The sequence below is a fragment of the Escherichia sp. E14S1 genome (genome assembly GCF_004211995.1).
Taxonomy (GTDB): domain Bacteria; phylum Pseudomonadota; class Gammaproteobacteria; order Enterobacterales; family Enterobacteriaceae; genus Escherichia.
In genome coordinates this window covers 174,908-196,681 of the sequence record NZ_RHJQ01000005.1, presented here as the reverse complement: position 1 = coordinate 196,681, position 21,774 = coordinate 174,908, and the positions used below count along the sequence as shown (strand labels likewise).

1 protein-coding gene is annotated in these 21,774 nt (G+C 60.1%); it reads right to left on the bottom strand.

Annotated elements, in window-relative coordinates; translation table 11 throughout:
* Window positions 1-2 precede the first annotated feature (2 nt).
* On the bottom strand, window positions 3-21,671 hold the full coding sequence (locus D9734_RS06875; protein ID WP_130206333.1) for an Ig-like domain-containing protein: 21,669 nt from the start codon (window positions 21,669-21,671) through the stop codon (window positions 3-5).
* Window positions 21,672-21,774 lie beyond the last annotated feature (103 nt).

Genomic DNA, 21,774 nt, shown 5'->3' with positions numbered 1-21,774 from the left:
ATCTACACCACCATCAACTGATGATTCGCCAGCAAAGTGGCGAGGTCGGTATGCACGCCCGTCAGCGTGACCACGTTAGTTGCCGCAAAAGTGCCGCCCGTGCCGTCGCGGTCGATCTGCACGATGGTGTCGCTGCCGCTCTGGGTAACTTTGACAAAATCACTGATGTTTCCGGCCTGCGCATCCAGCGTTGCCACGCCGTTGACGTAGCTGGCTTTGCCGTTGCCGGTATAGCCGCTGCCCTGTAACAGCTCGCGGATATCAATGCGATCGGTGTCGGCGGTGCCTTCCCATGTCCCTACCGTAAAGCCATTCACCACGTCCGAGCCATTGCCACCAGTGGCGTCGCTGGCGTTGAGCAGTTTATAGAGCAAGGTGTCATGGCCCCCGTTGCCGATGTTGATGGTGTCGTTACCGCCGCGCCCTTCCAGTTGGTTATCGCCGCTGCTGCCCGTCAGGGTGTCGTTAAAGTTGGAGCCGGAAATGCCTTCGATATTGGTAAATGTCGAGGTGTTAAAGCCGGTCGCCTGGGCAGTGGTGATGCTTAAGTTGGCGGTGATCCCCACTGTGGAGAGGCGGAAATCGACCACGTCCATCCCGCCGTTCGCCAGCCAGGTTCCGGTGCCGGAGCTGTACACCCAGCCGCCGGAACCGTCATAGGTGTCGGTACCTGCGGTAGCGAAGAAGGTATCGTTATAGCCGGTACCAACGAACTTACCGTTGTTGCTCGCCGTGCCTGCTTCGGCGCTGAGATCGTAAGCGTGGGTAGCATCAGTGGCATGTAAACCGCCCCAGCTGGTATTCACCGTCTGGTCGATATTGCTGGCAGTGGTGCCGGTGGATTTGATCAGCACCGCGTTGTAAGTTTCCCCGGCATTCAGTCCGTAGAAATTGACCAGCGCCGAGGTGTCGTTGACGCCCATCCCCGACTGCGGGTTGATGATTTGCGTAGCGACCAGCACTCCCGCCGAGTTGTAGAGTTTTACGGTATTACCGTAATAGACGTTAATGCCGTTGGGATCGGTGATGCGCAGGTGCAGCGAGGTACCGTAGCTCACCGTGTTAGTATTGCGGATCAGGAACACGCTGCCCGACTGTTTGGTCACCAGCACATCCACCGCGCCGTCCCAGTCGTAATCCATTGCCGCCACGCCGCTGGTGATACCGCTCTGGCTGCCGCCGAGGGTAGATTGTGTCCAGTTACTGGCATTACTGACGTTAGTATAGAGGTACGACTGCCCGGTCTGAGCAATACGCGCGATATCCATTAACCCGTCATGATCCCAGTCCACTGCCACGCTGAACTGGCTGGCATAGGTTGTACCCGTTGCCCCCACCGCCACCGGATTCCCCAACACGCCGTTGGTATTGAATAACAGCGAGCCGTAGTTAGCTCTTCCCTGGCTGGCGGGCAGGAAGAGGTCCATATCGCCGTCACCATCGAAATCTGCCCAGGTCATGGACACAGACGTCGAGTTGCCGCCGCTGCCTGCAACGCTGAGGAAGGTGTTGATGGTGTTCTGCCCCCAGACAAACGTGCCGTTGCCCTGGCTGATGAGCGATGAAAGGGTGTAGTAGTTATTCAGGTTGAAGGTGTGCTGAACCAGGTCTACCCTGCCGTCATTGTTGAGATCGACGCCGGAACCTTCGTTAAGGGAAAGATAGCCGTTCACCACCCCACCGACCGTGGCGCTCCCTCCGTTGTTGGCGGTGGTGGAGTTGCCTACCAGAGTGCCTGCGTTATTCCACAGGAAGGTATTAGAGTCCGGCCCGCCCGCGTCGCCAATCCAGAAATCGAGATAGCCGTCGCCCTCTTTATCAAACGCCACAATCGAGCCATACCACGTCAGCGTGCCGACGTTCACCTGAATCGCGCTGGAAAAGGTGCCGTCGCCGTTATTGGTAAAGCCGTTGATATAGCCCGTACCGTAGTCATCACGGGTGATAAACAGATCGCCCGTGCCGTTACGGTCATAATCGGCAATTGAACTGGTGGCGTAGTTGTTGCCGCTTTGCACCAGCGTCAGTGCGGTCTTCGACCAGGTGAGCGGATCGGTTGATTGCATAATTTGCTGGTTAGCCAGCACCGTCCACATCCCGTGGTTGTCGAGGCCGTAGGTCAGCCCCCAGGCGGTCGTTTTATTGGCAGTTGTCCAGGCGGGCGTGTAATCAATCGCCGCGTTGACCGTCACCGTGCCGTTGCTGACGTTGGCGGTGTTGCCGTTGCCCGCCGAGCTTTTTACCTGCGCGGTGACGTTATAGGCGGTCGCGGACACCGCCAGCACATCGGTATCCGGCAGTTGCACATACCAGGTGTTGTGCGCCGGATCGACCACTACCGCACCGCCCGGTTGCGAGGTGTAGGTTTTGCCATTGATGACCACTTCGACATACTGCCCACTGGCGAGCGCGGCAGTGATCACCCCGCTGATAATCGGCGTGGTATCGCGCGTGGTCTGGCTGGTGATTTGCGCCAGCGTGGTCGGAATAGAAGTATCGACCGTCAGGATAAAATCACTGGAGGAGGTGATATTCCCTGCCAGATCCACCACCCGCGCACTGTAGGTATAGGCGCCGCTGACCAGACCGCTGTCGCTGTAGGTCCAGTTCAGCGCACCTACCATCGTCACCGCGCCTAACAGCAGACCGTTACGGTAGAGGTAAACCACTTCACCGCTGGCCAACGGGCCGGAGAGCACACCGTTCAGCAACGGAGTGGTATCGTCAGTGGCCTGCGAACTGCTTAACGTCCCCTGCCGCTGCCCGACATCATCGGTGTACGACACAATAGTTGGCGTGGCGGTGGGGTTAATCGTATCGACCACCACCGTTTTCGACACCACCGGGCCGGTGTTCCCCGCCAGATCCAGCACCCGCACCTGATAAACATAGCTGCCATCGGTCAGCGTGCGGCTGTCGGTGTAAGTCCACTGCGTGCCGTTGGTAGTGAGCGTGGTCCAGGTCGCACCGCCATCAAGGCTAATCTGCGCCACTTCGCCGCTGGCAAGCCCCGCCCCCAGCGAACCGGTCAACGTGAGCGTTGTATCACTGGTGATAAAGTCGGTGGACGAACTCCCCGTGTCGGTGCTAATGCTGGCGATGGTCAACACCTGCGCCGGGTTAACGGTGTCAATCTGCGCCGACTGGCTGCCGGTTGCGCCAACGTTGCCCGCCAGATCGACCACTCGTACCTGCCAGGTCGTCGTGCCATTCGTTAGCGTGCGTCCGTCAACGTAACTCCAGTTCAAGCCGTCTGCCGCCAGCGTTACGTTCACCCAGGTTGCACCGTTGTCGGTGCTGATTTGCGCGAATTCATTAGTGCCGAGCGCCGCGCCCAGTACGCCGCGCACGGTAAGCGAGGTATCGCTGGTAATAAAATCGCTGCTGCTGGCTCCGGTGTCATCGCTGATGCCGGTAATGGTGATGCTTTTCGCCGCTTCCGGGCTGGTGGTGTCGACCACCACGTTTTGCGTTGCGGTCTGCCCAACATTCCCCGCCAGATCCACCACCCGCACCGTGTAGTTCCAGGTGCCGTCGGTCAGTGTGCGACCATCGGCATAGCTCCAGCTGGTGCCGATAACGGTTAAGGTTGTCCAGGTGACACCGCCGTCGAGGCTGATTTGCGCCCGTTCATCAGCGGCCAGCGCCGCACCGAGCGTCCCGCGCACGGTCAGCGTGGTATCGCGGGTAACAAAATCGCTGCTGCTTAACCCGGTGTCATCGCTGATGCCCGCAATGGCGATGGTTTTGCTCGCCAGCGGCGCGGTGGTGTCAACGGTGACAATCTGGCTGGCGGTCGCACCGATATTTCCGGCGGTGTCGATCACCCGCACCTGATAGTTGTAGTTACCGTCAGCCAGCGTGCGTCCGTCAAGGTACGTCCAGGTTAATCCGCTTACCGACAGATTCTGCCAGGTGGTGCCGCCGTCGATGCTGATTTGCGCGAACTCACCGGCAGCCAGCGTCGCCCCCAGCGTGCCGCTTACCGCAAGCGTCGTGTCGCTGGTGACAAAATCGTTAGTGATCAAGCCGGTATCGGTAGTGATCGCGCTGATGGCGATGGTTTTCACCGCTGGATCTGGCGCGATGGTGTCGATCACCACGTTCTGGCTGTCGGTCGCGCCAACGTTGCCCGCTGCGTCAATCACCCGCACCTGATAGAGATAGTTGCCATCGGTCAGCGTGCGGCTGTCGTTATAGCGCCAGGTCGTGCCAGTGACGGTAAGCGTGGTCCAGGTTGCGCCGCCGTCGATACTGATTTGCGCCGTCTCGTTACTGGCAAGCGCGGCGGTGAGCGAGCCGTTGACCACCACCGGACTGACGCTGGTGATAAAGTCGCTGGCGCTAAGCCCGGTGTCTGCTTGCAGGGAATCAATATTAATGCCCATCGCCGGGGCGCTGAGATCGACGGTAATAGTGTGATTACTGATGCCGGTGTTGCCAATGGCGTTGCTCACCGAGGCGTTAATCACGTAGGCGTTGCCGTCCGCCAGCGCAGTGACATCGGCGCTGCCGAGCGTGTAGCTCCAGCTACCGCCCGTCTGCACGGTGGTGGTGTAGGTTTTGCCGTTTAAGGTCAGGGTCAGCGTCTGCCCAACTGGGGCGGTGGTGGTGCCGCTGATCACCAGCGACGAGCCATGTTCCGCCGCGTTCACTACATCGTCGCCCGCAAAAGTGTTGATGGTGACGGTAGGCACATCGCCGTTCAACGTCACGCCACGGCTGGCGCTACCGGGGTTTCCCGCCTGATCGCTGACCGTCGCGCTAATGGTGTAGCTGCCGTCGCTTAATCCGGTAAACTGCTGCGCCGGAATAAAGACCGACCAGCTTCCGCCGCTGCCGACCGTGGCGGTCCAGCTCTGACCGTTAAAGGTGACGGTCACCGTCTGACCCACTTCGGCGGTGGTGGTGCCGCTGATGGTCTGCCCGGCAAGCTGCTCGGCGTTGTTGATAATATCGTCACCCGCCACGGTGGCGATGGTCACCGTTGGCGCAACGGTGTCAACGGTCAGAGCGTGCGTGGCCTGTCCGGGGTTGCCCGCGCGATCGTTCACGCTGGCGGTAATGGTCTGCGCGCCCTGCCCGAGCGCTGCCAGATCCGCCGCAGGCACGTTCAGCGCCCAGGTGCCATTGGCAGCAACCGTGGCGGTGTAGGTTTTGCCGCCAAAGGTGACGGTGACCGTCTGCCCCACTTCCGCGCTGGTCGAGCCGTTAAGGGTTAACGGCTGCTGTTGTTCTGCGGCGTTGAGTCGATCGTCCGTCGAAACGGTGTTAATACTGATAATCGGTGCGGTGAGATCCACCGCTACGCTGCGCGAGGCCGTGGCGCTGTTTCCGGCGCTGTCCTGAGCGGAAGCGCTGACCGTGTAGCTGGTACCATCCGCCAGCGCCGCGACGTCTGCCGCTGGCACGTTCACGCTCCAGCTCCCGTTGCTTTGAATAGTGGCGCTATAGCCTTTGCCGTTAAGCAACACGGTCACCACTGTGCCTGTCGCAAAATTAGTGCCAGTGCCGCTCAGGGTCAGCGCACTGCCTGCTTCGGCGGCATTAATAAGGTTATCGCCGCTGATGGTGCTGACCGAAAGTGACACTGCCGCCGTATTGACCTGCACGTTGTGCGTCTGAGTGCTGCTGTTACCTGCGCTATCGGTGATGGTGGCGCTGATGGTCACCGTGCCGTCCGCAAGGCCGGAAATCACGCTGGCAGGCACGCCGACGCTCCAGTTGCCGCTGGCATCGGTGCTGGTGACATACTGCTGCCCGGCGATGGTCACCACCAGGCGGTCGCCCGCGACCGCGCCCGTGGCGGTGCCGCTGATAATCTGCGCCTGAGTATGTTCGACGTTGTTAATCACATCATCGCCCGCCACGGTGTTAAAGCTGATGACGGGCGCGGTGGTATCGACGGTCACGCCTTTGCTTGCGCTGCCGGGGTTACCCGCCAGATCGCTGACCGTGGCGGTCAGGGTGTAGCCGTTATTAGCAAGCATGGTTAAGGCGCTGGCAGGCAGCGTTAAGCTCCAGCTACCGTCCGCCTGCACCGTGGTCTGGTAGTTACTGCCGTTAAGCGTGACGGTGAGCGTTTGCCCCGTTTCCGCCGTACTGGTGCCAGACACCGTTACGCCCGCCGCGGCTTCGCTGGCGTTGATGATGTTATCGCTGGCTATCGTGTTGATGGTGACGATCGGCGCGACGCTATCGACGCTGTATTCATGTGTTGCCGTGGCGCTGTTGCCATTAACGTTGGTCACCCGCACCTGAGCGCTGGCATCACCGTCACGCAACGTCGCCATATCCGCAGCCGGAACGGTGGTGCTCCAGCTACCGTTTGCTGCCACCGTGGTGGTGTAGGTTTTGCCACCAAAGGTCACAGTAACGGTTTGCCCCACTTCGACGCCGGACGTACTGCCGGAGAGCGTTAGCGCCGCGCCTTTTTCGGCGGCGTTAATCACATCATCGCTGGTGATGCTGTTCATGCTGATGGCGACGGTAGTGAGATCAACCGTGACCGGATGGGTAATGCTGGTTTGTGTTCCGGCACTGTTCGCACCGCTAACGCTAATGTTCAGCGTTCCCGCAGGCCAGTTGCTGACATCCGCCGCCGGAACGCCGACGCTCCAGGTGCCGTTTGCCAGCACCGTGGCGGCGTAAGTTTGGTTATTAATCACCACCGTCAATGCCGTCCCTGCGGCAAAACCGGAACTGCTGCCAGTAATCACCTGCGCCTGACCGTGTTCAATAATATTGACCACATCATCGCCTGCAACGGTATCGACTCGCAGACCTGGCAGACTGGCATCGATGGTGATATCGCGCGTGCCGCTGCCGGTGTTGCCAACGGCGTTGGTCACCGAGGCGTTAACGGTTAACTCACCGTTACCCAGCGCCTGCCAGTCGGCTGAGGGGACACTCACGCTCCAGCTTAAATCTGGCTGGACGGTGGCGCTGTAGGTTTTGCCGCCCAGCGCAACGGTGACAGTGCTGCCCGCCGCCGCACCGGTTACCTGACCGCTGATGGTTTGTGCGCTGCCTGCTTCAGCGGCATTGATAATATCGTCCGTCGCCACCGGATTAATGGTCACACCCGGCAGCGCGGTATTGACCTGCACGTTATGGCTGGCGGTGCTGCTGTTGCCCTGGGCGTTGGTGACGCTCGCCGTCACGCTGTAGGTCGCTTCGCCCAGCGCACTGACTGCCGAGGCGGGTACGGTAACGCTCCAGTTGCCGGAAGCGTCGGTGGTAGTGCTGTAGTTTTGTCCGTTCAGCGTCACGGTGATCGCCGTGCCCGCAGGTTGATCGCTGGTGCCGGAAAGCGCCAGATTCGATCCTTTTTCAGTGGCGTTGATCACGTCATCACCCGCGATGGTATTGATGCTAATCACTGGCGCGGTGAGACTGACGGTCACGGTGCGGCTGGCATCATCGCTGTTGCCCGCCCGATCGCTGACGCTGGCGGTGATCGTCTGCGCACCGCTACCGAGTGCCGTAACATCCGCCGCCGGGACGCCGACGCTCCAGTTGCCGGAGGCATCCAGGGTGGTGGTGTAGGTTTTGCCGTTGAGCACAACGCTCACCACATCGCCCGCTTCCCCGCCCGTGCTGGTGCCGGAAATCACCAGCGCCTGCCCGTGTTCGGCGTCGTTGATGATGTCATCGCCCGCCACGGTGTTAATGGTGAGAACGGGCGCGGTGGTGTCTACCGCCAGATTATGGCTGGCGCTGCCGGGGTTACCCGCTTTGTCATTGACTGTGGCGCTGACGGTGTAATTGCTTGCGGTCAGCGCACCTAAGGCTGAAGTGGGAACACTGACGCTCCAGCTACCGTCCGCCTGTACATTGCCGCTGTAGGTTGCGCCATTAAGGGTGACGGTGACCGTCTGGCCGGTTTCGGCGGTGCTGGTGCCGCTGATGGTGAGCGGGCTTCCGGCCTCTGTGGCGTTAAGGATGTCATCGCTGGCGATGGTGTTTATGGTGAGCGTCGGTGCGCTGGCGTCAACGCTATACGCATGGGTCGCCGAGGCACTGTTGCCGCTCGCGCTGCTGACGCTGGCCTGCACGTTCGCCGCGCCGTCTGGCAGAGTTGCCAGATCCGCCGCCGGAACCGTTACACTCCAGCTCCCGTTAGCGGCGACGCTTGCGGTGTAGGTTTTGCCGCCAAAGGTGACGGTAACGGTTTGCCCGCTTTCAATCCCGCTGGTGCTGCCGGAAAGGGTCAGCCCGGCACCTTTTTCGGCGGCGTTAATCACGTCATCGCTGGCAACCGTATTGATGCTGATCGCCACCGTCGTTAAATCGACGGTGAACGGATGGCTGACGCTGACCGGATTTCCGGCGCTGCTTTGTCCTGCCACGTCAACGGTTAACGGCCCCGCAGGCCAGGCGCTGACGTTTGCCGCCGGAATGCCGACACTCCAGCTCCCATCCGCCTGTACCGTGGCGGCATAGGCCACACCGTTGATGGTGACCGTCAGCGCTGCGCCTGCATTCAGGCCGCTACTACCGCCGGTGATCACCAGCGCCTGCCCGTGTTCGATACTGTTGACGATATCATCGCCCGCCACCGTATCCACGCGCAGCCCCGGCAGGTTGGCGTCAATGGTGATATCCCGCGTGCCGCTACCCGTATTGCCATTCGCGTTGGTGACCGAGGCGGTAATGGTCAAATCACCATTGCCCAACGCCTGTAAATCGGCTGCCGGAACGCTGACGCTCCAGCTTAAGTTGCCCTGTACCGTAGCGGTGTAAGTGTTGCCGCCCAGCGTCACGGTGACCGTATCGCCAGCGGCGGCGCGGGTAACCACCCCGCTGATGGTTTGATCAGCGCCCGCTTCGGCGGCGTTGATAATATCGTCGCCTGCCACAGTGTTGATGGTGACGCCCGGCAGGCCGCTGTCGACCAGTAAATTCGCCTGGCTACTGGCGGTGTTGCCTGCCGGACTGGTGGCGCTGGCGCTGACCGTATAGTTTGCCTGGCCTAAAGCCGCCAGATCGCTCACCGGAACCGTTAAGGTCCAGTTGCCTGCTGCGTCGGTGGTGGCGCTGTAGTTATGACCGTTGAGCGTGACGGTAACCTGTGCGCCTGTCGCCAGCCCCGTACTGCTACCGCTAATGGTCAACGGCTGGCCTTTTTCATCGGCGTTCAGGACGTTATCGCCGCTGATGGCGTTAAAGGTAATTGATGGCAGGCCAGTATTGACCGTCACCTGATGCGTGGCGCTGCCGCTGTTTCCGGCGGCATCGGTGACGCTGGCGTTAATGGTCACCGTGCCGTTCGCCAGTGCCGAGACGACGCTTGCCGGGACACCGACGCTCCAGTTACCGCTGGCATCCAGCACGGTGGTAAAGGTGTTTGTGCCGATAGTCACCGTCACGGTGCTACCGGTTGCCGCGCCAGTAGCGGAGCCGCTGATAATCTGCGCCTGGGCGTGTTCCGTCGCGTTGATCACATCATCGCCCGCCACCGTGTTGATGGTGACGACCGGAACGGAAGTATCCACCGTCAGGTTGTGATTAACCGAGGCCGGGTTTCCGGCCTTGTCGCTCACTGCCGCGCTGACGGTGTAGTTGCTGGCGGTCAGGGCGCTTAAGTCGGCTGACGGCACGCTGACGCTCCAGCTGCCGTCCGTCTGTACCGTGCCGGTATAGTTTGCGCCATTGAGCGTAACGGTCACCGTCTGCCCCGCTTCCGCCGTGCTGCTGCCAGTAATGGTCAGCGCCGCACCGGCTTCGGCGGCATTAAGAATGTCGTCGCCCGCGATAGTGTTGATGGTCACCGTTGGCGCGCTGGCATCGACGCTGTAAGCGTGGGTCGTGGTGGCGCTGTTGCCGTTAACATTGCTGACGCTGGCCTGCGCGCTGGCATCACCATCACGCAGGGCTGCCATATCTGCCGCCGGAACCGAGGTGCTCCACGAACCATTCGCCGCGACGCTTGCAGTGTAGGTTTTGCCACCAAAGGTGACGGTAACCGTTTGCCCGGTTTCCACGCCAGAGGTGCTGCCGGAGAGCGTTAACGCCGCGCCTTTTTCAGCGGCGTTAATCACATCATCGGCGGTAATGGCGTTGATGCTGACGGCAATCGCCGAGAGATCGACAGTCACCGGATGCGTAACGCTGACCGGGTTTCCGGCGGTGGTGTTGCCGCTCGCCGTAATTGTGACCGTCCCCGCAGGCCAGGCGCTGACATCCACCGCCGGAACGCCGACGCTCCATGAGCCATCCGCCAGCACCGCCGCAACATAGGTTTGCCCGTTGATGGTCAGCGTAACGTTGCTGCCCGCCGCCAGACCGGAGCTGCTGCCAGAAATCACCAGCGCCTGCCCGTGCTCGATAATGTTGACCACGTCATCGCCAGCGACAGTATCGACCCGCAGACCGGGAAGATTCGCGTCGATGGTGATTTCCCGCGTGCCATTTCCAGTATTGCCTACGCTGTTCGTCACCGAAGCCGAAATGGTCAGCTCGCCGTTGCCCAGCGCCTGTAACGCGGAGGCCGGAACATTGACGCTCCAGCTTAAATTCGCCTGCACCGTGGCGGTGTAAGTCGCCCCGCCGAGCGTGACGGTTACCGTGTCGCCTGCCGCAGCACCCATCACCTGACCGCTGATGGTCTGGCCCGCGCCTGCTTCGGCGGCGTTAATGATATCGTCGCTCGCCACAACGTTAATGGTGACGCCCGGCAGCGCAGTATTGACCTGCACGTTATGGCTAGCGGAACCACTGTTGCCATCAACGTCAGTAGCGGCGGCGGTTACCGTGTAAGTCGCTTCACCGAGCGCGCTCACGGCGGATGCCGGAACGGTCACGCTCCAGTTACCTGAGGCATCGGCAGTAGTGGTGTAATTTTGCCCGTTGAGCGTAACGGTTACCTGCGTACCCGCAGGCTGGTTGCTGCTGCCGGAAATCGCCAGATCCGCGCCTTTCTCCGTGGCGTTGATAATGTCATCGACGGCAATGGTGTTGATGCCGAGCACGGGTGCGCCGAGCGCCACGCTGACAGTGTGCGAGGCCGTGCCGCTGTTACCTGCGGAGTCGGTGACCGTGGCGGTAATGGTCACATCGCCCTGCGCCAGCGCGGAAATCACGCTGGCAGGCACGCCGATGCTCCAGTTGCCGTTGGCGTCCAGCACGGTGGTATACGTGTTGGCGCCAATCGTCACGGAAACCGTGTTACCCGTCGTCGCGCCCGTTGCCGAGCCGCTGATAATCTGCGCCTGAGCATGTTCCGTGGCGTTGATGATGTCATCGCCCGCCACCGTGTTAATGGTGACGACTGGGGCAACGAGATCTACCGTCAGATTATGCGTTGCCGAGGCCGGATTTCCGGCTTTGTCGCTGACCGCCGCGCTCACCGTATAGGGGCTTGCGGTGAGGTTGGCTAAATCGCCAGTTGGTACGCTGACGCTCCAGCTACCGTCAGCCTGTACGTTCCCGCTGTAACTGACGCCGTTTAGCGTCACGGTCACCGTCTGCCCGGCTTCTGCCGTACTGGTGCCGCTGATGGTCAGCGCCGTTCCGGCTTCAGCGGCATTAAGAATATCGTCCGAGGCGATGGTGTTGATGGTAACGGAGGGCGCGGTGGCATCAACGCTGTAAGCATGTGTTGCCTGGGCGATGTTGCCAGCTACGTTGCTGACGCTGGCTTGTACGTTTGCTGCGCCGTCCGGCAAGGTTGCGAGATCGGCGGCTGGGATCGTCAGCCCCCAGGTATTATCCGCGGCAACCGTAGTGGTGTAGCTTTTGCCGCCGAAAATAACGGTGATGGTCTGCCCCGCTTCCACGCCGGAGGTGGTGCCGGAGAGCTGCAAATCGCTGCCTTTCTCGGTGGCGTTAATGACATCGTCAGTGGAAAGGGTGTTGATGGTGATCGCCACGGTAGCGAGATCGACAGTCACCGGATGAGTAATGCTGGTTGTGGTTCCGGCGGTATTAGTGCCAGAGACGGCAATATTGACCGTCCCCGCAGGCCAGTTTGCGACATCTCCCGCCGGAACGCCGACGCTCCAGCTGCCATCGGCGAGTACCGTTGCGCCGTAGGTGACGTTGTTGATTTCCACTGTCAGTGGCGTTCCCACCGCCAGTCCGGTACTGCTGCCGGTTACCACCAGCGCCTGACCGTGCTCGATAATATTGACCACATCATCGCCTGCTACGGTATCGACGCGCAGACCTGGCAGGTTGGCGTCTATCACGATGTCGTGTGTGGCGGTGCCGGTATTGCCTGTGGTGTTGGTGACCGAGGCGGTGATGGTCAGCTCACCGTTACCTAACGCCTGCAAATCTGCCGTCGGTACGCTGACGCTCCAGCTTAAATCTGGCTGCACGGTGGCTGTGTATTGATTACCGCCGAGCGTGATAGTGACCGTGTCCCCTGCTGCTGCCGTCCCTGTAACCTGACCGCTGATGGTCTGGTTAACGGCAATTTCAGCGGCGTTGATAATGTCATCACCTGCTACGGTGTTAATGATTACCCCAGGCAGGAGTGATTCGACATTCACCGTATGGGTGGTACTGCCGCTGTTGCCTGCGCTGTCGGTGGCGCTGGCGCTAATTTGATACACTGCCTCGCCCAAGGCACCGACTGCCGAAGCTGGCACGGTAACGCTCCAGTTGCCGGAACCGTCGGTGGTGGCGCTGTAAGCCAGGCCGTTCAACATCACGGTGACCGTGGAGCCCGTCGCCAGGCCGCTGGAGCCGCCGCTGATGATTAGATCCTGGGTTTTCTCTGCATTATTAATAATGTCATCACCGGAGACAGTGTTGATGGTCAGCGTCGGGCCGCTGAGATCAACGGTCACATCGTGAGTCGTGCTGTCGCTGTTGCCCGCGCGATCGCTCAGGCTGGCGGTAATGGTCTGGCTACCGGTCGCCAGCGCCGTGACATCCGCCGCCGGAATACCGACGCTCCAGTTACCGGAAGCGTCCAGCGTGGTGGTGTAGTTTTTGCCGTTGAGCGTGACGGTGACCACATCGCCGGGTGCCGCGCCCGTGCTAGTGCCGCTCACCACCAGCGCCTGCCCGTGTTCGATAGCGTTGATAATGTCATCGCCCGAAACGGTGTTAATGGTGAGATCCGGCGCGGTGACATCCACCGCCAGCGCGTGGTCGGCGCTTGCCAGGTTACCCGCTTTATCGCTTACCGTGGCGGTCACGGTATAACTGCTGGCGGTCAGTCCGCTTAAATCCGTTGCCGGAACATTCACGCTCCAGGTGCCATCCGCCTGAACGGTGGTCTGGTACGTGTTGTTATTGAGCGTGACGGTCAGCGTCTGCCCGGCCTGCGCCGTGGTGGTGCCGCTGATGGTGATCCCCGCGCCCGCTTCGCTCACATTAAGAATATCGTCGCTGGCGATGGTGTTGATGGTAATGATCGGCGCGGTGCCATCGACGCTGAAAGCATGAGTCGCCTGGGCGCTGTTGCCGTTAATATTGCTGACGTTCGCCTGCACGTTGCCCGCGCCGTCCGGCAACGCAGCGAGATCGGCAGGCGGTACATTCACCGTCCAGCTACCGTTGGCTTCCACGGTGGTGGTGTAATTTTTGCCGCCAAAGGTGACGGTCACCGTCTGTCCGGCTTCCACGCCGCTGGTGCTGCCGCTTACGACCAGCGTTTCGCCTTTTTCGACGGCGTTGATCACATCATCGCCCGAAAGGGTGTTAATGGTGATGGCGACTGCCGCCAGATCGACGGTAACCGAATGGGTAATGGTGGAGGTTGTTCCGGCGCTGTTAGTGCCGCTTACAGTAATATCCACCGTACCCGCAGGCCAGTTGCTGACGTCGGCCGCCGGAACGCCGAGATTCCATGTGCCATCGGCTAAAACCGTGGCAGCGTAAGTGACGTTGTTGATCACAACCGTTAACGCCGTTCCTGCCGTCAGTCCAGTGCTGCTCCCGGTAATCACCAGCGCCTGATTGTGCTCAATGCTGTTAATAACATCATCGCCCGCCACGGTATCGACCCGCAGGCCAGGCAAATTGGCGTCGATTGTGATATCCCGCGAGCCGCTACCGGTATTACCAACGACGTTGGTGACCGAGGCGTTAACCGTCAGGGAGCCGTTGCCCAGCGCCTGAATATCAGCCGCTGGCACGCTAACGCTCCAGCTTAAATTAGCCTGCACCGTGGCGGTGTAGGTGTTGCCACCCAGCGTAACGGTGACCGTATTTCCCTGCGCCGCGCCCGTGACCTGGCCGCTGATGGTTTGCGCATTGCCCGCTTCGGCAGCGTTGATAATGTCATCGGTCGCCACCGCGTTAATGGTGATGGCAGGCAGCGCGCTGTTGACCAGCACATTATGGCTGGCGGAATTACTGTTGCCTGCCGTGTCAGTGATGTTTGCGGTTACCGTGTAGTTGGCCTCACCCAATGTACTGACCGCTGACGCTGGCACCGTGGCGCTCCAGTTGCCGTTGCTATCGGTAGTGGCGGTGTAATTTTGCCCGTTTAGCGTCACCGTAATGGTGGTGCCTACGGGCTGATTACTGGTGCCGGTGATTTGCAGATCCGCGCCTTTTTCCGTGGCGTTAATCACGTTATCCGTGGCAATAGTATTGATACCAATGGTTGGCGAGGTCAGATTCACGGTGACCGTGCGGCTGGCGTCATCGCTGTTGCCTGCCGCGTCGGTAATGGTGGCAGTGACGGTTTGCGGGCCGCTGCCCAGCTCGGTGACATCTGCCGCCGGAACGCCGACGCTCCAGTTACCGGAGGCATCCAGCGTGGTGGTGTAGGTTTTACTGTTTAACGTGACGGTGATGATATCGCCCGCTTCGCCGCCAGTGCTGGAACCGGAGATCACCAGCGCCTGTCCGTGTTCGGCGGCATTAATAATGTCATCGCCGGAGACGGTGTTAATGGTCAGCACTGGCACGGTGAGATCCACCGCCAGGCCGTGGGTGGCGGTCGCCGAATTACCTGCTTTATCGCTTACCGAGGCGCTGACCGTGTACTGGCTGGCGGTCAGATTGCCGAGATCCGCCGTCGGTACGCTGACGCTCCAGCTGCCGTCCGCCTGGACGGTGCCGCTGTAAGTCACGCCATTAAGCGTGACTGTTACCGTCTGCCCCGCTTCGGCGCTACTGCTGCCGCTGATGGTTAACGGATTGCCCGCCTCGGCGGCGTTAAGAATATCGTCGGTGGCGATGGTGTTAATGGCAAGCGTCGGTGCCGTGGCGTCGACGCTGTAGGCGTGGGTTGCCGAAGCCGTGTTGCCGTTAATAGTGCTGACGCTGGCCTGCACGGTGGCGTCGCCGTCGCGTAACGCGCTGAGATCGGCGGCGGGTACGGTGGTTGTCCAGCTACCATCGCCCGCTACGGTGGCGGTGTAGGTTTTACCGCCAAAGGTGACGGTGACGGTTTGCCCCGCTTCCACGCCGGAAGTGCTGCCGGAAAGGGTTAAATCGGCCCCTTTTTCGGCGGCGTTAATCACATCGTCGCCGGAAACGGCGTTAATGGAAATAGCCACCGCCGCCAGATCGACGGTGACCGGATGGGTGATAGTGACCGGGTTTCCGGCGCTACTGGCGCCTGAAACCGTGATATTCACCGTCCCCGCAGGCCAGTTGCCCACATCTGCCGCCGGAACGCCAACGCTCCATGTGCCATCGGCTAATACCGTCGCAGCGTAAGTGACCGTGTTAATCACCACCGTCAGCGCCGCGCCCGCCGCCAGCCCGCTGCTGCTACCGGTTATCACCAGCGCCTGAGCGTGCTCGATGCTGTTGACCACATCATCGCCCGCCACGGTATCAACGCGCAGACCAGGCAGGTTGGCATCGATAGTTATATCGCGCGAACCGCTGCCGGTATTGCCAACTCCGTTGGTCACCGAGGCGTTAACCGTGAGGTCGCCATTACCGATGGCCTGAATATCCGCTGCCGGAACGTCCACGCTCCAGCTTAAATTCCCCTGCACGGTAGCGGTGTAGGTTTTACCGCCAAGCGTTACGGTAACGGTATCGCCCGCCACCGCACCCGTCACCTGGCCGCTGATAGTCTGCGCCACACCCGATTCGGCGGCGTTAATAATATCGTCGCTCGCTACCGGATTAATGGTGACGCCAGGCAGCGCGGTATTGACCTGCACGTTATGGCTGGCGGAATTGCTGTTGCCCGCGCTGTCGGTGACGTTCGCAGTCACCGTGTAACTGGCTTCGCCCAGCGCACCGACGGCAGAGGCTGGCACCGTGGTGCTCCAGTTGCCTGCGGCGTCCGTCGTGGCGGAGTAATTTTGCCCGTTAAGCGTCAGCGTAATTGTGGTGCCTGCGGGCTGATTGCTGGTGCCGGAAATTTGCAGGTCCGCGCCTTTTTCGCTGGCGTTAATCACGTCATCGGTGGCGATGGTGTTGATGCCAATGGTCGGTGCGGTAAGGTTAACGGTAACCGTGTGCGTCTCGCTGTCGCTGTTACCTGCCGTATCGGTAACGGTCGCCGTCACGGTTTGCGGGCCGCTGCCCAGCGCCGTGACGTCCGCTGCCGGAACGCCGACGCTCCAGTTGCCGGAGGCATCCAGCGTGGTGGTGTAGGTTTTATTGTTTAACGTGACGCTGACGACATCTCCCGCTTCTCCGCCTGTGCTGGAACCGGAAATCACCAGCGCCTGCCCGTGCTCGGTGGCGTTAATAATATCGTCGCCCGCAATGGTGTTGATGGTCAGCACCGGAACGGTGAGATCCACCGCCAGATTATGCGTGGTGCTCGCCGGGTTGCCCGCTTTGTCATTGACCGTCGCCGTCAGGGTGTGGCTGCCATCCGTCAATGCCTCAAGATCTGCCGCTGGAATATTAATACTCCAGCTGCCGTCGGCCTGTACCGTTGCCTGATACGTCTGCACGGTCGGGCTATTGAGCGTTATCGTAACGATCTGCCCTGCCTCGGCAGTGGTGGTGCCGCTCACCGTCACGCCCGCGTCAGCTTCGCTGGCGTTAACGATATTGTCGCTGGCAACGGTATTGATAATGATGGTCGGCGCGCTGCTGTCGACGCTGTAGTTATGCACCGCCGAGGCGCTATTGCCATTGATATTGCTGACGCTGGCCTGCGCGGAGGCGCTGCCATCGGTTAATGACGCCAGATCGGCGGCGGGAACGGTGGCGGTCCAGCTACCATCGCTCGCCACGGTAGCGGTGTAGTTTTTACCGCCAAAGGTCACGGTGACCGTTTGCCCGGCTTCTACATTCGTGGTGGTGCCGGAAAGCGTTAAATCAGCGCCTTTTTCTGCGGCGTTAATCACATCGTCCGTGGCGATAGTGTTGATGGTGATAGCCGCCGGAGTGAGATCCACCGTTACCGGATGCGTAATGCTTATCGGATTTCCGGCGCTACTTTCCCCGGAAACGGCAATATTAACCGTCCCCGCAGGCCAGGCGCTAACCTGCGCCGCCGTGACGCCCACGCTCCAGCTACCATCGGCCTGCACCGCAGTGGTGTAGTCCACATTATTAATCGTAACGGTAAGCGGCGTGCCTTCTGCCAGCCCCGAGCTGCTGCCGGTGACAACCAGCGCCTGCCCGTGTTCGATGATATTGACCACATCATCGCCCGCCACCGTATCGACCCGCAGACCGGGCAGATTAGCGTCGATGGTGATATCCCGCGTGCCGCTGCCGGTGTTGCCGTTTTGATTGGTGACCGAGGCGCTCACCGTTAAATCGCCATTACCCAGCGCCTGAATATCTGCCGCCGGAACGCTCACGCTCCAGCTTAAATTGGCCTGCACGGTGGTGGTGTAAGTATTACCGCCCAACGTAATCGTTACTGTGTCGCCAACGGCGGCTCCAGTAACCTGCCCGCTGATGGTTTGCGCAACGCCCGCTTCGGCGGCGTTAATAACATCGTCGGTTGCCACTGGGTTAATGGTCACACCGGGCAGCGCGCTGTCGACCAGCACGTTATGGCTGGCGGTGGCGCTGTTGCCGATACCGCTGGTCACCGCCGCCGTTACTGTGTAGTTGGCCTGGCCCAGTGCGGTTACCGCCGATGCCGGAACCGTGACGCTCCAGTTGCCGGAGGCGTCGGTCGTGGTGGTGTAATTTTGCCCGTTCAGCGTCACGGTGATAGCGGTATTGGCTGGCTGATCGCTGGTACCGGTAATCTGGACATCGGCCCCTTTTTCGCTGGCGTTTATCACATCATCGCCAGCAATGGTGTTAATACCAATTACTGGCGCGGCGGTATCGACCGTGACGGTCAGTGACTGGCTGCCCGTGTTTCCGGCACGGTCAGTCACTGAAACATTGACAGGATAACTGCCGTCCGCCAGCCCACTGACCACCGAGGCCGGAACGCCCAGACTCCAGTTGCCGGAAGCATCCACCACGGTGGTGTAATTCACATTATTCAACGTCACAGTGACGATATCGCCAGCCTGCGCGCCAGCGACCGTGCCGCTGATGATTTGCGCCTGGGTGTGTTCCGGCGTGTTGATGACGTTATCGCTCGCCACCGGATTAATGGTCACCACGGGCGGCGTGGCATCCACCAGCGCCACACGTGAGACGCTGGTCGGGTTACCTGCGACATCGTTCACGCTGGCGGTGACCGTGGCGTTGCCGTCAGCCAGTGCGCCAACGTTGGCGGCAGGTACGGTCACACTCCAGGTGCCGTCTGCCTGCACGACGCCCTGATACGTCTGCCCATTCAGCGTGACGGTCACCGTCTGCCCCGGCTGGGCGTCAGTGGTGCCAGTGATTTGCAGATCCTGACCACTTTCGGCGGCGTTGATGACGTTATCGGCGGTCAGCGAATCGATACTTAAGGCTGGCGCCTGACTGTCGACGGTAATGGTGCGGGAGGTGTCGCCAGTGTTACCGCTGATATTAGTGACGGTCGCGGTGATTTCTGCTGCGCCATCGGGCAGGCTGCTTACCGCACTGGCGGGAACGGTCAGGCTCCAGGAACCGTCATTCTGAACAGTGGTCGTCAGGGTTTGCCCGGCAAATTTCACGACTACCGTTTGCCCGGCCTCTACTCCTTGAGTGGTGCCGGTCAGCGTCAGCGGCGCACCTTTTTCTGCGGCATTGATAATGTCATCGCCGGAGACGGTATTGATAACAATCGCCACGCTACCCGCATCAACCCGCACATTATGGTTGATAGAAACTGGGTTACCTGCCGGATCTTCCGCACTGGCGGTAACAATAACCGTGCCCGCAGTGAGCGCCTGCAAGTCCGCAGCTGGAACACCCACCTGCCAGTTGCCGTTGCTGTCGGTCACGCCCTGATAGCTTTCGTTGCCGAGTGTTACCGTCACGGTAGTGCCCGCAGGTAAATGGCTACTGCTGCCAGAAATGACCAAATCCTGCTGCTGTTCGAGAGCGTTAATAACGTCATCGCCGGAGACAGTATTGATACGCAGTCCCGGCAGCGTGGCGCTGATGGTGATATCACGCTCACCATTACCAGTGTTGCCATGCCCGTTCGTCACAGAAGCATTTATCGTTAACGCCCCATCGCCCAGCGCCTGTAAATCCGCCGTCGGTACGTTCACACTCCAGGTAAGGTTGCTGCCCACCGTCGCCGTGTAGGTATGACCGCCCAGTTCAATAGTGACGGTATCGCCCTGCACCGCACCCACGACGCGCCCACTGAGGGTTTGATCTGCCGCTGCTTCGGCGTTGTTAACAATGTTGTCGCCTGCAAAGATGTTGATGATCACCTGCGGCAGCACCGTATCGACCAGCAAATTGCTCTGCGCGGTGCCGGTGTTGCCGGTCACATCGGTGGCGCTGGCGGTAACGGTGTAATTGGTGTTTGCCAGATTCAGGACATCGCTCACCGGAACATTCAGCGACCAGACGCCGCCGCTGACCTGAGCGCTATACGTGACATTATTCAGCGTCACGTTAACCGTGCCGCCGTCAGGTAAATTGCTAGTGCCGCTTAACGTGAGCGGCTGCTGAGATTCCAGCGCATTCAGTACGTTATCACCGCTGATAGTATCTATTGCCACCTGCGGCGCGACGCCTGCCAGCGTGATGTTATGGGTCGCTGTACCGGTATTTCCAGCGGCATCAGTAACCGTGACGATGATGTCGTTAGGGCCACGCGCCAGAGTACGGGTTACCGCCGGATCAAGCGCTACGTTCCAGCTGCCGTCTGCCTGTACCACGCCTGTCAGAACTGTGGCACCTAACTTCACGGTGACGATATCCCCCGGAGAAGCCCCACTGACCTGACCGGAAATAATCTGCGCCACAATCTGTTCAGCGGTGTTAAGAATATCGTCGCCAGCGATGATGTTAACGCTGACCACTGGCGCAGTGGTGTCTACCGTGAAATTCGCATTGTTACTGGTGGTATTTCCTGCCCGGTCACTGACGCTGGCATTTACGGCGTAGTTGCCATCGGCCAGCGCCTGCACTTCAGCGGCAGGCAGCGTCACTTGCCAGGTTCCGTCGCTACCGACGGTTGCTGTGTGGGTGACGCCGTTCAGGTTCAGGGTTACGGTTTGCCCCGCTTCCGCATTCGATGTACCGCTTAACACCAGCGCGGCGTTATGTTCCGCGGCACTGACAATGTTGTCCTGGGCGATGGTGTTGATAGCAAGTGTCGGCGGTTGGGTATCGACCGTTAACAGTTGCGCGCCAGTGACCGTATTGCCCGTGGCATCTTTCCCACTGACCAGCACCGCCTGATTCCCTTCGCCTAACGCCTGTGCATCGGCGGTCGGTACTTGTACGCTCCAGACACCGTTAGCCCCAACGGTGGTGGTGTAGGTTTTGCCGTTTAGCGTAACGGTGAGTTCTGTTCCCTGTGCCAGATGGCTACCGGTGCCAGAAAGCGTAAATCCAGCGGCCTGTTCGCTGGCGTTAATAATGTTATCGCCTGCGGTGGTGGCGAGCTGTATGGCGGCCTGACTATTGTCGATGGTTAACGTTATCGACCCGGCGTTGGTAATGGTGCTACCGACGATCTGCACCACTGACCAGGTATGTTCGCCCGCGCTTTGCGTGGGCAAATCGACGCTCCAGCGTCCATCGCTACCGACCTGAGTACTGGCGATGGTGTCACCATTGCTGTCTTTAATCTGGATGGTCGCCCCCGCCTGCCCGCTGCCGCTAAAGGTTGGCGTAGTGTCATCGGTGGTATCGTTGGCGGAAAGAATACCGCGTTGATCGCCCTGATTATCGGTTACCAAAAACGATGGCGTGGCGTTGCCGGGCTCGGCTGGCGGTGGGTTGTTAACCACTTCAGTTTTTGAGCCATCACCGCCACCGCTTGCCAGTAAAGCGCCAAGCGCGCCGCCACCTACCGCCGCCCCCGCCAGCCATCCCCACGGGAAAGCCGTCGTCTGGCCGACGATATCAAGGTACGGCGCAATGCTTTCAATTGCGGTGGTCTGAGCGGTCAGCTCCACAGGCGCTAATCCACCTGCCGCGGTATCGGCAAAGGTGACATGAGTCAGCTGTTGACCATCGGCAAACACCAGTTCGGATTGTTCGCTGGTATTTGCCGCTTGCAGGAAATAACCGTTGCAGCGGATCACCGTGCCGTCCTGCATATAGATCAACAAGTCATTTCCGTCACGAACATAACGCGCAACGGCAGATGCCTGAGCATGAACCTGCACCACAGAGGGCTCATAAATGACAACCGTAACGTCGCCAGGATTGATCAGCGTTTGTTTGACGGATGTTTTTCGCGAAATAACATCAATAATCAGGCTCATAATGGCATTCCTGATAAATGGCGCACATCCTTAGCGAGTCCATTTATCTAAATAAGACAAAGGTAATCACTCAACAACGATGCATACCTGATATTAATAATGG